The 13,575-nt window shown below is 46.0% G+C and carries 13 protein-coding genes and 1 pseudogene; 10 read left to right on the forward strand and 4 right to left on the reverse strand.

All coding sequences use genetic code 11. The features are described from left to right. From RLO19_RS17005 to RLO19_RS17030, 6 genes and pseudogenes are all read left to right on the forward strand, one after another. A pseudogene (locus RLO19_RS17005) lies at window positions 1–568 on the forward strand (photosystem II D2 protein (photosystem q(a) protein)); the annotation flags it as partial. 777 nt (window positions 569–1,345) lie between these two features. After that, window positions 1,346–3,178, forward strand: a complete 1,833-nt coding sequence (locus RLO19_RS17010) for an iron uptake porin (RefSeq protein WP_446358250.1) — start codon at window positions 1,346–1,348, stop codon at window positions 3,176–3,178. Between the two features lie 283 nt (window positions 3,179–3,461). Then, on the forward strand, window positions 3,462–3,917 hold the full coding sequence (locus RLO19_RS17015) for an RrF2 family transcriptional regulator (protein WP_446358252.1): 456 nt from the start codon (window positions 3,462–3,464) through the stop codon (window positions 3,915–3,917). Next, window positions 3,918–4,217 carry a hypothetical protein gene (locus tag RLO19_RS17020; RefSeq protein ID WP_446358253.1) on the forward strand — a complete coding sequence of 100 codons (300 nt, stop codon included), beginning with the start codon at window positions 3,918–3,920 and terminating at the stop codon, window positions 4,215–4,217. A 133-nt stretch (window positions 4,218–4,350) separates the two neighbouring features. After that, window positions 4,351–5,223, forward strand: a complete 873-nt coding sequence (locus RLO19_RS17025) for a 6-carboxytetrahydropterin synthase (RefSeq protein ID WP_446358255.1) — start codon at window positions 4,351–4,353, stop codon at window positions 5,221–5,223. Between the two features lie 425 nt (window positions 5,224–5,648). Continuing rightward, the gene (locus tag RLO19_RS17030) at window positions 5,649–6,164 is read left to right on the forward strand and encodes a CAAD domain-containing protein (RefSeq protein WP_446358257.1); all 516 of its coding nucleotides are present in this window, start codon (window positions 5,649–5,651) and stop codon (window positions 6,162–6,164) included. Window positions 6,165–6,348: 184 nt separating this feature from the next. Here the strand turns inward: RLO19_RS17030 and RLO19_RS17035 are convergent, their stop codons facing one another. The 4 genes from RLO19_RS17035 to ruvC all read right to left on the reverse strand — a co-directional run bounded on the left by RLO19_RS17035 (window position 6,349) and on the right by ruvC (window position 9,113). Further along, a complete protein-coding gene (locus RLO19_RS17035) occupies window positions 6,349–6,759 on the reverse strand; it encodes a DUF309 domain-containing protein (protein WP_446358259.1) in 411 nt (136 codons plus the stop codon). 76 nt (window positions 6,760–6,835) lie between these two features. Next, window positions 6,836–7,201, reverse strand: a complete 366-nt coding sequence (locus RLO19_RS17040; protein ID WP_446338242.1) for a ferredoxin-thioredoxin reductase catalytic domain-containing protein — start codon at window positions 7,199–7,201, stop codon at window positions 6,836–6,838. Between the two features lie 98 nt (window positions 7,202–7,299). Then, on the reverse strand, window positions 7,300–8,466 hold the full coding sequence (locus tag RLO19_RS17045) for a DUF58 domain-containing protein (RefSeq protein ID WP_446358261.1): 1,167 nt from the start codon (window positions 8,464–8,466) through the stop codon (window positions 7,300–7,302). 131 nt (window positions 8,467–8,597) lie between these two features. Continuing rightward, window positions 8,598–9,113 carry a crossover junction endodeoxyribonuclease RuvC gene (gene ruvC, locus RLO19_RS17050; RefSeq protein ID WP_446358263.1) on the reverse strand — a complete coding sequence of 172 codons (516 nt, stop codon included), beginning with the start codon at window positions 9,111–9,113 and terminating at the stop codon, window positions 8,598–8,600. A gap of 240 nt (window positions 9,114–9,353) precedes the next feature. On the opposite strand from ruvC, the gene RLO19_RS17055 reads away from it, so the two are divergent. From RLO19_RS17055 to larB, 4 genes are all read left to right on the forward strand, one after another. Continuing rightward, complete coding sequence (locus tag RLO19_RS17055; protein WP_446358264.1) at window positions 9,354–10,724, forward strand: gluconeogenesis factor YvcK family protein; 1,371 nt, start codon at window positions 9,354–9,356, stop codon at window positions 10,722–10,724. 29 nt (window positions 10,725–10,753) lie between these two features. Beyond that, entirely contained in the window at window positions 10,754–11,218 is a 465-nt protein-coding gene (tsaE, locus tag RLO19_RS17060) for a tRNA (adenosine(37)-N6)-threonylcarbamoyltransferase complex ATPase subunit type 1 TsaE (protein ID WP_446358266.1), read from the forward strand. A gap of 319 nt (window positions 11,219–11,537) precedes the next feature. Further along, the gene (locus tag RLO19_RS17065) at window positions 11,538–12,551 is read left to right on the forward strand and encodes a GAF domain-containing protein (RefSeq protein WP_446358268.1); all 1,014 of its coding nucleotides are present in this window, start codon (window positions 11,538–11,540) and stop codon (window positions 12,549–12,551) included. Between the two features lie 111 nt (window positions 12,552–12,662). Continuing rightward, complete coding sequence (larB, locus tag RLO19_RS17070) at window positions 12,663–13,439, forward strand: nickel pincer cofactor biosynthesis protein LarB (protein WP_446358270.1); 777 nt, start codon at window positions 12,663–12,665, stop codon at window positions 13,437–13,439. Window positions 13,440–13,575: the final 136 nt, after the last annotated feature.

Below are 13,575 nucleotides of genomic sequence, written 5' to 3' on the forward strand. Positions count from 1 at the left end.
ATCCTCTTGGTTCTTTGCTCCCAGCTTTGGCGTAGCCGGAATCTTCCGCTTTTTGCTATTCTTCCAAGGGTTCCACAACTGGACACTCAACCCCTTCCACATGATGGGAGTGGCGGGTATCTTAGGTGGAGCTCTGCTTTGTGCGATTCACGGTGCAACGGTAGAAAACACCTTGTTTGAAGATGGTGAAGGGTCAAATACATTCAGGGCATTTAACCCCACCCAAGCCGAAGAAACCTATTCAATGGTAACGGCGAACCGTTTCTGGTCTCAGATTTTCGGGATTGCGTTTTCCAACAAGCGCTGGCTGCACTTCTTCATGCTGTTTGTCCCCGTGACAGGCTTGTGGATGAGTTCAGTGGGTGTGATTGGCTTAGCCGTGAACCTGCGTGCCTATGACTTCGTCTCCCAGGAAATCCGGGCGGCGGAAGACCCCGAATTTGAGACATTCTACACTAAGAACATTCTCCTGAATGAAGGAGTCCGGGCTTGGCTGGCGCCTCAAGACCAACCACACCAGAAGTTTGTATTCCCTGAGGAAGTTCTACCTCGCGGTAACGCTCTCTAATCAGGTTTGTAGAGACGTTGCATGCAACGTCTCTACGCTTCCCCCTTGCAAAATCAAAAGGGTGTGTTATTCTGATTAAAGGTGAAGAAACACCTGATGACTGACGGATTTAAAAAAACCGTACAGGGATTAAGGAGGTGATGCCCATGAGCGATAGTAGTAAATGCATGGGTCATCTGATTGGAGTTAGCCGGCTGTGCGCCGGAGCTGTTCTCTAACAGCTAGCTCAGTTCTCTTCGGAGAACTCATTTATTGAGCAACTGGGCTGGTTAAGGAGTTCCTTCCGGCAGTCTGGTTTCAATCAGAAGACCCGCTAGACCGCTCTCACACTAAGTGCTATAGATTCTATCTGAGGATTTTATCTATGTACTTCTCGTGAGAGCGGATAGTTTTTGGGGATTTTCTGACTACAAAGGAACAAGTAACTTTTATAAGGATTATCTCCAAACCACCCAGGATGCTGGAGGTTTGACAGCTAATGATTTTGAGATGGCTCAAACGCTGTCCAAGTTAAGTGCATAGCTCTCTAAGGCTGATAAGGCAAGGGCTTAAGTACCAGTTTCTAAAGCTTGACATCTAGGACGACTTGTGTAGTACAAGCCGTACATTTAGTTATATAATTGGCAGTATTAGCCAAAAGCTTAGCGATTGGCAGATGGAAAAGAGTTCCAAGACGAACCTGAAAATAAAATAAAATATACCATCTACCATATAGACGATGTACCATAGTGCGAGAAGGGCAATCTAATTCTTTCTGTAAAGGTGTGAGGACAGAAGATGTCGAAATTACTGTGGAAGTCTCTACTTATTAGCCCAGCGGTATTAGGTGTAACCTTAGTTGCATCTACGGTGGGAGTCCGTGCAGCAGATAGCGCCAATTTGCCTATTGCTGACACTCAAACAGCGACGCCAGAAGTTCAGTTTGATGGTGTGGCTGAGATTAAGGTCTCAGAGGAAATTGCGGTCAATCCGGAACAGTTAACTCCAGCAAGTCTAGAGGTGAAGCCAGAGGCACAACCCACCCTAGCTCAAGCTGTACCGGCTACGCCCAATGATGCTGAGATTTTAAATCAAATCAATGACTACAGCCGCGAAGGTGGAAACTCCAGCGGACAAGTCACCAGTGTGGGTCAGTTACGCGATGTTTCTCCAGGAGACTGGGCGTTTGAAGCGCTACGTAGCCTAGTTGAACGCTACGGTTGTATTGCCGGGTATCCAGATGGTACATTTCGTGGAAATCGGGCGCTGACTCGTTACGAATTTGCCGCTGGTTTGAATTCTTGTTTGAATCAAATTGAGCGTTTGATTGATACGGGCGGTTTGCCCGATGGTGAGTTAGAAACCCTGCGACGGCTGATTCAGGAATTTGAAGCAGAACTGGCGACCTTAGGGGCGCGAGTTGATAATCTGGAAGGTCGTGTAGCGTTCTTGGAAGATAATCAGTTTTCCACGACGACCAAGTTAAGGGGTGAAGTGATTTTTGCCCTCACCGACGAGTTTAATTCTGATTTTGACAATAATACTGTCTTCCAAAACCGGGTTCGTCTAGAACTGAATACAAGCTTCACGGGTCAGGATCGTTTGGTTACTCGTTTAGCCGCAGGGAATGCAGAACTACTAAATACTGGTGCGGGTTTTGAGAGTACACAGACATTTAATATCGGGGATACTGATCCAGATAATGATGTCGTTGTAGACTGGTTAGCCTACTACTTCACCTTTGGTAGCTCAAAAGTTTACCTTGCTGGTGCAGGCGGGATTCATAGTGACTATGTTCCTACCCTCAATCCTTACTTTGAAGATTATGACGGTGGTAATGGTGCGCTGTCTGCCTTTGCGTCTGAAAGCCCCATCTATCGAATCGGTGGTGGTGGAGGTGCAGCCGTTAGTCTAGGCGCAGGACCCCTAGAAAGGGTCTTGGGACCAAGTACATTGACTATTGGTTACTTAGCAGGTCCTGGTGCCGATAATCCAGGGGAAGACTTTGGTATCTTCAATGGTGAATATGCGGCACTAGCCCAGTTAAATTTCAACCTTGGCGATCGAATTGCTATTGGTGCAACTTACGTCCACGGTTACCATAATGCTGGCAGTGCCATTTTTGATATTGGTGGTGGTGGTGCTTCAGCACCAGACTTTGGAGACGGTATTGTCGGTACTGTGCTAGCTAATAATCCAGGTTCCTTTGGCGTTGGTGATCGGGTTCCTACTGTAACTAACTCCTACGGAGTACAAGCAGCATTACGCTTGAGTGAAAATATCTCAATTAGCGGCTATGGTGCTTATACCGATGCAATTCTAATCGGTCGAGGCGGTAGCGAAATCTGGACTTATGGTGCTGGCGTAGCCTTTGCCGATCTGGGTAAAGAAGGTAACGTTTTGGGAATTTTCGGCGGTGTACAACCCTACGCCGGAAATATTGATACGCCAAGCGCGAATTTCCGCCGAAGTAATGATGAGTTACCTTGGCACGTTGAAGCCTTCTACAAGTACCAACTTACAGATAATATCTCGTTTACTCCGGGTGTTATCTGGTTAATGAATCCCAACCAGAATAACGGTAATGAGGATGCAGTAATCGGTACTCTGAGAACGACTTTCACCTTCTAATACCAAGTTGAAGTCAAAGAGATAATCCGTAAGGGTTTACAAAAGGCAATGTAGCGAAGCATCTGGCGAGATTCTTCAATCCGCTTCATTTACTTCGCTTCGCTCAGGACTCACAATTGCACATTAGAACTCAACTTGGTATAAGTCAATTCGGAAGGCAAAATTAGCCTGAAAATCCATAATTTGATCACCCCGCCAGTGCGCGGGGTTTTTTCAGCTTGCCCAACCCTTACCAGCAAACCCCACCGGAAAACCGGGGTATACTGGGAATGGTTGCCCTGAAATGAATCAAGTGGAATCTGTGGAACTCTCCTGTAAGACGGAATATACCCTGCTTGCCCTTTTAGAACTCACGGGTCATTACAATGAGGGAGAACCCTTACAAATCCGACAGATTGCCAAGCAACAAAATATTCCCGATCGCTATTTAGAGCAGCTTCTGGCAACCCTGAAACGTGGAAATATAGTTCGTAGCCAACGGGGGGCTAAAGGGGGCTACCTTCTGGCGCGGGAACCCTGGACAATTACTCTGTTGGATGTTATCAACTGCCTAGATGGTGCAACCGCAATAGCCTATGGTAGCAAAACAAGGGCGATAACTGAAGCCAGTGCTATCGTCCAAGAAACATGGGAGGAAGTCCGCGATCGCACTAATGAAATTTTGCAAGACTATACACTGCAAGATTTATGGGAGAAACTGAATAACAGACGACAGTTGAACATTATGTATTACATCTAAATGGCTGATCCCTTTGACGACGAACTCATAGCAGATTTTCAGACGTATCTAGAAAACTGTCGTCATGATCTCAATCAGGCTCAGATTACCTTTCATTCCCAACCCAATCCCTCTCCTTTTGCTGGTGTTGCGGCTTCCTTGTATTACTGTCTCAATCAGTTGGGGGATGGTATTGATGAGTTAGAACGCTTTACCTTAAACTACGACGAACATTACCTGCATATCGGTCAAGAACTCTTCCGAATCGCCACCAGCTTACGCCACGACGCTCAAGATGCCATTAAGCATATAAACTATTAATTATAAAATTTATAATTAATCGTTAACAAAAAATGAATGACGAATGACCAATGACCAATAACCAATATTCGTTTATCCTAGAATTAGTGCTAATTTACAGAAATTTACAGATTCTGACTTGCCTCAAAAACGCATGAAATGCATCATTAACCGCCGCGCCCAGTTTTCTGCCAGTCACCGCTATTGGTTACCCGAACTGAGTGAAGCTCAAAACAAGCAGAAATTCGGTCGAGGTGCCCAGTTTCCCGGTCATGGACATAATTATGTCCTATTTGTTTCCCTTGAGGGTGACCTAGACAAATACGGTATGGTGCAAAACCTATCCCAGGTCAAAAAGTTAATTAAGCAAGAGGTCACCAGCCAATTAGACTATGCCTATCTGAACGATGCTTGGCTAGACTTCCAGGAAACCCTACCCACGACCGAAAACATTGCTCGTGTTATTTGGCAAAAGTTAGCACCTTATTTGCCACTTGTCAAGATACAACTATTTGAACATCCAGAACTTTGGGCTGATTATTTAGGAAACGGAATGGAAGCATATCTCACCCTATCGACCCACTTTAGCGCCGCTCATCGGCTAGCTCATCCCCAACTCAGTTATGAGGACAACTGTGAAATCTACGGCAAATGCGCTCGTCCGAACGGTCACGGACACAATTATCATTTAGAGGTTACTGTAAAAGGGGAAATCGACCCGCGCACCGGGATGATTGTCGATTTGGGAGCGCTGCAGAAGGTAATCGATGATTATGTCGTAGAACCCTTTGACCATACCTTCCTGAACAAAGACATCCCCTACTTTGCCCAAGTTGTACCGACGGCGGAAAATATTGCCATCTATATTCGGCAATTACTCCAGTCACCGATCCAAAAATTAGGAGCGAAACTGCATAAAGTTAAACTCATTGAAAGTCCCAATAACTCCTGTGAAGTCTATTGTACAGGTGAAGCATCATCGGTAGAACCGGACGCGATCGCATCCCCTGTTCTAAGCTTAGTTTAGACCGATTAACACAATAGGGTAGAATCTACCTCTATGATGATGTTGGTCTATTGAGCAGCGATTAAACCCCTGCCCCTGCCTTCCATAGTCGTTGAGAGTATATATCCCCGGCTTCTTAGAGACGTCGGGGTTCTGGGTGCTGTTTGGCTTCCGGATGCTTCTTTCCCACTCACGTAACGAGTGAATAGAAGAGGGAAACATTGACATCCCCCCACCGCTAAATCAAAGATTATAGCGGGATCATTCTCGCCGATTGAGGTAAATGAGCCAGGTATGGCAGAGTTTGAGTATCAGTCTTTTGCTTCCACCGAAGTCATAAGAAAACTTTTGGTAATATGGGCGAAAGCTTCATTATTCTGCCTATTATACCCATCTAGCTCACACAAACGATAAAATGTCCTACTTGAGGTCACAGTAGAGGAACTATGGAAACGAATCCACAAAAATCTGAATATACTGAGGGTACATCCCCAGAAGTCAAAACTACTCCAGGGGACACGAAAAAAATCCCAGAGTCTACAGTAGATGTCAATGTTGACCAACCGGGGACAGTAGCCCAACTCCCTGGTAACAACCAACCCATGCTGCCTCCAGCTGGTCAAACCACTGATCAAGCTTGGCAGGAGTGGGTACAGCCTGTGTTTGACTTTTTGTCCAAACTTCCGGCGATAATCAGCTCATTTTATTATGAGTACCAACAAGCCATCATTTTGATTGGGCTAGTGATAGCCGGCTTTATTACCGTGTATGTCACCCTAGCTGTACTGGATGCCATTAACGACATTCCCTTATTAGCCCCAATTTTTGAACTTGTCGGGATTGGTTACACTATCTGGTTTATTGCCCGTTATCTTTGGAAAGCCGAAAGTCGCCAAGAATTGGCTCAAGAGTTTGATGCTCTTAAAGGACAATTGCTCGGCAAAGATTCAACTCATAGTTAACTTGATCAATATTCCCACCTGAGTCTTGGATTTGGGTGGGGATTATCCGGGAAAACCAAGCAGAGAAGGGAGGGTTTTGTTGTTCAGCTATTGGTGACAAGCCAGCTTTCTGCCTAACGGTAGCCCCTAAAATTGACCCTTCGACTACGTTTAGGGCATAGTTATGACTTCCCCAAAAGCGATACTAGGGATTAACTCGAATAATTCTAGGCAAATGACAAATTTCTTGATTACTCTCCTCACTAGATTGATTTACCGTTAGCGAATTGACTAAATCAGAAATACCCTCGGCTCCAGTTTTTTGCAGGGTTTGCAAAAGCTGATAACTGTGGCTAATTAAATCGGTTACCTGAATTTCTTCATAAATAGGTTGGTAGTCACCTAAGCGTCTAATTCCCTCTCCAAGCAAGATGACAGCGCCACGCCAGTTAAGATTATTGAGGTGGTAGCAAGCGACCGAAATCTGTAATATGCCTTGATAAAACTGTTTTTTTGGTTCGACAGCCTCCATCCACAACGCCTCTAAGGTGTCGTGACAGGCATAAAATTCCTGTTGATTAAATTGCTCAACACCTTGCCAAAATTGCTCAGTCATGGGTGATTAATTCTAATGTATGAGTCATTGGTCATTTAAGGTTAAAAATGACCAATGACCAATGACATAAAGACAATTAAGCCATACTATCTCGAACGGATTGAATCTCCTCCATGGCAATGTCCTGCTGTTCTCCAGAAAATTCGTTGTCTGGTGTCAAAAACAACATACAGTGGCACTCTTTGCGCTCACGCATGGGGATGCAAGGACAATTCCAATAGGTGGCTTTCACCTCGGCTTCTTTGTCTTCATAATGACGGCAAGGACATAGGGGTGAACCTAAATCATCTTTGTGCTTAGCCAATCCTTCAATGACGACAGCCGTTACCGACGGGTCAACACAAAAGTAAGTACCCGTTCGTTTTGCATAAGTTTCGGCGAAATTCTTCATCGCCGCCAGTGTTTTCTCATTGGAAAGATTGGTGGTTTCTGATGTACTCATAAGTAAAATGCGCTAGATACCCTATTCCTTGGCGTGGTCGTTCAACTTTTGTTTGCATTTTAACGCAAACCAGGTTCCCCGAAGGTCATGAAGGGTGCTTAAGTTCGGGTAAGGGATTGTTGTAACTGACGTTGTAAGGGTTCTTCAGTATCAATGATTCTACCCGTGCAATTGGTAACTCCTGAAGCCTGTCGGTCAGGTTCGGCTAATGTTGATGGAGACCAAAATAACCAACGACTACCCGGAGGGAGGGAATTGAGACTGGAGGATTCTTGTGTGAGCCAGATTAAGGGAAGATAAGGAGGATCGCCAGTTTCTGTATCTTCTCCTGGTTGGGTCGCAGCCAGGGCTTCTAAGACGACTTGATTGCCGTGTAATAACCCTGTTCTAGCTGTCCAGAGTCTAGCGTCAAGCTGACGAGAACAGGCATAGAAGTAGAGGGAAGCGGCGGCAATAACGGCTGATTCAAAATCCTCAGATTGCCAACTTACCGAACTATCGAGGCAAATGATAATTTCTTGAGATCCGGTAAAGACTTCTAACTCCCGTACCATCAATTCCCCATAACGGGCGCTGGTACGCCAATGAATCAGACGAGTTGCATCACCCACACGGTAAGGTCGTAGCGATCGCGTCAGGTCTTCTGTGGCTGATTGAGAACGGCGATCGCTTAACAGTTGTAAACTATCATCTGTGCCGATTTCGTCTACGATGGGGCAACTGGTTAGGGGTAATACCGTGGGATAAACAACCGCTGTGGCTGGCCCATGGCGGCTACGACGACACCAAAATAATCCTACGGGGTTTCCGGTTCTCAGTTGGATCTCATGCCAATGGTAAACACCCCGCTTTTTGGTGGAATGGAAATAAACCCAGTGATAGACACGGCTCGGCGCAATGGTTTCAATCGCGGTTTGCAGGGGTTTTCCCAGTTCCGATTGGAGCATGTCCTGAACTTGTAAAAGGGTTTTGGCACGAGCCGTGGGATTTTCGATATCGATTTCAATGGTGAGTTCCTCGCCCACACTCACCGGAAAGATGGGATGTCGGTGGACTTTCAGATGACGTAGCGACAAGGGCGGCAAGATAGCCGCTAACCCCAATAGGGCAAAGATTATACCACTGATCACATACAGCCATCCTGACATGGTATTGGTCGCCGCACCAAAGAAACAAATCGCAATACCCGCTAATATCCATCCAGCATAAGCAGGAGTGACCCAATGGGTTTCTAACCAATCTGCGATCCGAGTAATGACTCCCATTTGACACAATCCCTACCCTGTTTAAGGTTTGATCTTATCCCATTCAATCAATTGACTCCAGAGTTGGGTGAAGCATTTTTGCAGCCAGTTATGATGCTTCGGAGTAAGTTTTTGGCAAAAATGCTTCACCCCTACGACTGATGAAACCATGCCGTTAGTGCCACAGCCAAAGCATCTGCTGCATCATCTGGCTTGGGTATATTCTCTAAATTTAACTCTCGTGTCACCGCTTGCTGTACCTCGTACTTGTCCGCGTTACCATAACCCGTTAACGCTTGCTTCACCTGCCCGGGTGTAAACTCCACCATTGGCACCTGATGCTGGGCTGACACCAACGTGACAACCCCCCGTGCCTGAGCTACGGTAATTGTCGTACTCATCCGATAAAAAAACAGCTTCTCTACGGCAACTAGATCCGGCTGCCACTGTTCGAGTAAAGTATGCAAATCTTCATAAATTGTACAGAGTCGCTGCCCCATCTCTGTCCGTGCTGGCGTCTGAATTACACCAAAGTCCAATAACTGCACCAATTCAGCTGTTGATTTTCCCTGAACCTTGGTCATCTGTTTGACTTCAGCTTGGCAGATAATTGCCCCAAAGCCTAAAATCGCTAGTCCTGGGTCTAGTCCTAAAATTCGCTTTCCCATCTACCTTGCCGTATCCTAGAACACCAGTCTAGTCGTTTTGATGATCCACTTCCCCATGAGATTAATTGCCATCCCAGTATAATTCCCAGAATGTATCCTGACAGACATATCCAAAAGAGCTAATAAAGAATATGGCACAGTTGACAATCGACAACTTTCTACTCACGTCAAGGACTTGAGCAATTACACTGCTCTTAGCTAAAGTCTATCCAGTTTTGTTCTCTGTTTCTGGTATCAGCGATGTCCTCAATTAGTCTCTTCAAACGCGCTCTACGTACCCTGCACAATGAGTCAAGAGGTAGGACGCCTCGACAAGTCAATCGGTGGTTTAAGTGGTTAGCGCCTGGACTTTTCGTCAAACGCTGGTTGCTTCTGAGTGCCATAGGCGTACTACTGACGAGTCTGGGGGTGGCGATTTGGGCAAAGCTAACCCCCATTTTTTACTTAATTCAACTCACGTCCACCATTCTGGAAACAATCACCACGGTTATCCCCAACTATGTATCCGGACCGATCGCGATTATTTGTGGTCTGATTTTCATCTTCTGGGGACAAACCCGGACGGTGGGTTCGATTACTGAGGCTTTAAAACCCGGAGGCGATGAAGAACTGGTAGACGTGCTGATTGCCCATCGTCGCCTGTATCGTGGCCCAAAAATTGTGGTTGTGGGAGGCGGTACGGGGTTGTCTACCTTACTCCGAGGACTGAAAATTTACAGCGCCCATATTACTGCTATTGTTACCGTAGCCGATGATGGCGGTTCCTCTGGGCGGCTGCGCCAAGAATTTGGGGTTCTGCCTCCGGGAGATATTCGCAACTGTTTGGCAGCTTTAGCCGACCAAGAAAAATTATTAACTGAGCTGTTTCAGTACCGCTTCTCGGCGGGCAATGGTCTAGTGGGTCACAGTTTTGGTAATTTATTCTTGACGGCAATGAGCGAGATTACGGGGGACTTAGAACGGGCAATTTCTGCCAGTTCTCAAGTCTTAGCGGTGCGGGGACGAGTTCTCCCAGCTACGTTGAGCGATGTTTGTCTGTGGGCAGAATTAGAAGATGGGCGTCGGATTGAAGGTGAATCGAATATTACGGCTGCCAATGGTAAAATCGTGAAAATGGGTTGCACGCCAGAAAATCCCCCGGCTCTTCCCGCCGTGCTCAAAGCAATTCACGAAGCCGATTACATTATTATTGGTCCGGGTAGTCTGTATACCAGCATCGTGCCGAATCTGTTAGTCCCAGAAATTACTGATGCGATCGCGGCAAGTACCGTTCCCCGGATCTATGTGTGTAATATCATGACTCAACCGGGTGAAACTGACGGATATACGGTTGCCGATCATGTTCGCGCCCTAGACAATGCTTGTAGTCAACCCCTATTTGATGCGGTTTTAGTCCATCGAAAGGTTCCTTCCGCCCAAGCATTGATTAAATATTCCCAAGTGAATTCCCATCCCGTTTTTCTAGATCGAGAAGAAACCGAGACTTTAGGACGGCGCATTGTTTTAGCTAATGTGATGGATGAGGATGAGAACACTAATCTAGTGCGACATAATCCCGAAAAGTTAGCCCGGGTATTGCTACGCTGGTACAGTCGCGCTCATCTGTTGTAATTTAGAGTTGATCGGGTAGAAGGGAAAGAATGACTCAATTGCGTCTAAAGGATGCACAAGCCACGCGATCGCTAGGTGTTCGTCTGGGGGAATCTTTAAGAGCGGGTAGCGTGATTTTACTAGAGGGAGATTTAGGTGCGGGTAAAACCACACTGGTGCAGGGAATTGGTGCAGGCTTGGGCATCACGGACGCGATCGTCAGTCCCACGTTTACTCTAATTAACGAATATCTAGAAGGACGCATTCCACTCTATCATCTAGATTTGTACCGCCTAGAATCGGAAGCCGTAGCTGGATTACATCCAGAAAGCTATTGGGAAGGGGTGGAAATGCCTTTGGGAATCGTCGCGATCGAGTGGGCGGATCGATTACCCTATTTACCAGAATCTTATCTGCATCTGAATTTAACCTATTTAAGCGAAGGTGGACGCCAAGCTCAACTGATTTGTGTCTCAACGGGGAAATCTGAGGCGGCGCACGAACTGCGTCTGTGACATCATCCCACACCAGAATCTTTGATTTGGTGTGGGCTTCCAAGCTTCACAACTTGGATTTATCCTGAGTGTTTATGGGATAGAGTTATCATTTGCAACCAATGGAACGCTCAGCATAAAAATGACAAACTTGACCAGAGTAAGCAACAACTCGCCTAAACTCATTATGGGGGAGATGCCAGCAAATTCTGGTAGAGATTAAAGAACACCGTCAATTCCACCCCAGACCAAACGAGTGAGTCTTATGGCTTTATCCGTAGCACAGGGGGAAATCTTACAGTGATTGGAGTGCAGGTGCATTGAATGGATAGAGGTACAAATGAGCGATCGCAACAAGTCCTACGAACAACTCCAGGCGGAAGTGGCATCCCTACGCCGACAAGTGATTAAACTGAAAATGACTAAAATGGCGTTTGATGCCCAACATCAGCTCATGAGAACCTTTGCCACAACTTTGCAAGCGGCGAGGGGGACACTGATGATCAGAGCTATGTTGCAACAAATTGTGACGATTGCTACCAAGCTAACTCGTGCTGAATCTAGTAGTTTGTTCTTACTCGATACCCATGGCGTTGTCACCGAAAGTATTCTGGCTCGTGGTGCGACGCTACGGGGACAAAAGCAACGGCTGATTGGTCAAGTATTGGATAAAGGTTTAGCGGGTTGGGTTTATCGTAACCGCCAACTGGGACTGATTACTGATACGATCAAGGACGAGCGCTGGTTGACCTTACCTAATCAACCTTATTCCGTTCGCTCCGCCCTTGGCATCCCGATTCTTATGGGTAAGGAAGTATTAGGAATTCTCACGTTAACCCACTCACAACCTGGACATTTTAGCCCGGAATCTGCTCATCTAATGCAAATCACAGCAGAATCTATGGCACTGGTGCTTGACAATGCTCGACTCTATCATGAACGTCAGCAGCAAGAAATGGACTTGGAGTTACAGCAGACTCAAACGCAAGCAACCGATCAATCTCGCCAAAGTGTACCTCAATCCTTCAGCGAGAAAGAATTTTCCCGAATTGGCATATATATCCTGTTTGGCGAAGGTAATTTTCTCTATGTCAATCCCAGATTAGCCGAAATTTTTGGCTATACTTTTGGGGAACTGATCTCCTTAGAATCGGTTCTCGATCTCGTATGTCTGGACAATCGTAAGTTTATTGAACAACAAATCTCTAGTTGCATTCAGGGTCAAAACAAAAACCTTTCCTGTCGCTTTAAAGGGCAGCGGAAAGATAGAAGTTTGATTAATATAGAAGTCTATGGAAACCGAACTAAACTTTACGGTCGGTTTGTAATTATCGGGGCACTCAGAGCAATGTGACTAGAGTTAATAGGTTAAAATAATCGATAATAATGTATAAAAATTATGATTAATTAATAAATTTTAAATTATAAATACAAAATTAAGCTAATTAAAGAATTTGAATAAATTATGAATCAACCTCAAGCTATAAAATCTTTGCTGGAATCAGTGGCGGCTGGCGAAATGAGTCCGGCGGTTGCCTTAGATAAACTAAAACATTTTACCTTTGAGTCAGTTAGTGACTTTGCGAAGATTGACCATCACCGCACATTAAGAACAGGTTTTCCAGAGGTAATTTGGGGTTTAGGTAAAACACCTGATCAAATTGCACAAATTATGGCAGCAATGCGAAAACGCAATTCAGTTGTGATGGCAACGCGCATATTCCCTGATGTGTTTGCCCAACTCCAAGCCACAGTCCCCGATATCCACTATTATCCGACTGCCCGGATTTGTGCGATCGCGCCCGAAACTATTCCATCCAATTCTCCAGGAACGATTAGTATTATATGCGCTGGAACCTCAGATTTATGGGTGGCTGAAGAAGCAGCAGTTACGGCTCAACTGTGTGGATTTCAAGTACTGCGTCTGTGGGATGTGGGTGTAGCGGGACTCCACCGCTTGCTGAGTCATCAACAGGTGATTGCTGAGGCGAATGTGCTAATTGTCGTAGCTGGAATGGAAGGAGCATTACCTAGTGTTGTTGCGGGTTTAGCTGATTCTCCAGTCATTGCCGTTCCCACCAGCATCGGCTATGGTGCTAGTTTTGGCGGACTCGCTCCTCTTTTAACCATGCTCAATTCTTGTGCGCCGGGAGTGGGAGTGGTAAATATTGATAACGGTTTTGGTGCGGCAATTCTGGCAGGTCAAATTCTGCGGGCGGCTGAAAAATTATCGAGGGATTGACATCCTCCCCACCCTGCTAAAAGCTGAGGGTGGGGATTCCCATCATCACTGACGAGTCTTCCTGGCTCTACGAGCAACCTTGCTTTTTGGAGTTTCCTCTTCTAAGCAGCGGGTCATCTCATCCCCAGGCGTAACT

Source organism: Coleofasciculus sp. G2-EDA-02 (assembly GCF_040226375.1).
Lineage (GTDB): Bacteria > Cyanobacteriota > Cyanobacteriia > Cyanobacteriales > Coleofasciculaceae > Coleofasciculus.

Coding starts and splice junctions, on each gene's coding strand:
- larB (WP_446358270.1), top strand. CDS start 12,663: ATGAATCAACCTCAAGCTATAAAATCTTTGCTGGAATCAGTGGCGGCT.
- RLO19_RS17025 (WP_446358255.1), top strand. CDS start 4,351: ATGAAATGCATCATTAACCGCCGCGCCCAGTTTTCTGCCAGTCACCGC.
- RLO19_RS17045 (WP_446358261.1), bottom strand. CDS start 8,466: ATGGGAGTCATTACTCGGATCGCAGATTGGTTAGAAACCCATTGGGTC.
- tsaE (WP_446358266.1), top strand. CDS start 10,754: ATGACTCAATTGCGTCTAAAGGATGCACAAGCCACGCGATCGCTAGGT.
- RLO19_RS17010 (WP_446358250.1), top strand. CDS start 1,346: ATGTCGAAATTACTGTGGAAGTCTCTACTTATTAGCCCAGCGGTATTA.
- RLO19_RS17015 (WP_446358252.1), top strand. CDS start 3,462: ATGAATCAAGTGGAATCTGTGGAACTCTCCTGTAAGACGGAATATACC.
- RLO19_RS17035 (WP_446358259.1), bottom strand. CDS start 6,759: ATGACTGAGCAATTTTGGCAAGGTGTTGAGCAATTTAATCAACAGGAA.
- RLO19_RS17040 (WP_446338242.1), bottom strand. CDS start 7,201: ATGAGTACATCAGAAACCACCAATCTTTCCAATGAGAAAACACTGGCG.
- RLO19_RS17055 (WP_446358264.1), top strand. CDS start 9,354: ATGTCCTCAATTAGTCTCTTCAAACGCGCTCTACGTACCCTGCACAAT.
- RLO19_RS17065 (WP_446358268.1), top strand. CDS start 11,538: ATGAGCGATCGCAACAAGTCCTACGAACAACTCCAGGCGGAAGTGGCA.
- ruvC (WP_446358263.1), bottom strand. CDS start 9,113: ATGGGAAAGCGAATTTTAGGACTAGACCCAGGACTAGCGATTTTAGGC.
- RLO19_RS17020 (WP_446358253.1), top strand. CDS start 3,918: ATGGCTGATCCCTTTGACGACGAACTCATAGCAGATTTTCAGACGTAT.
- RLO19_RS17030 (WP_446358257.1), top strand. CDS start 5,649: ATGGAAACGAATCCACAAAAATCTGAATATACTGAGGGTACATCCCCA.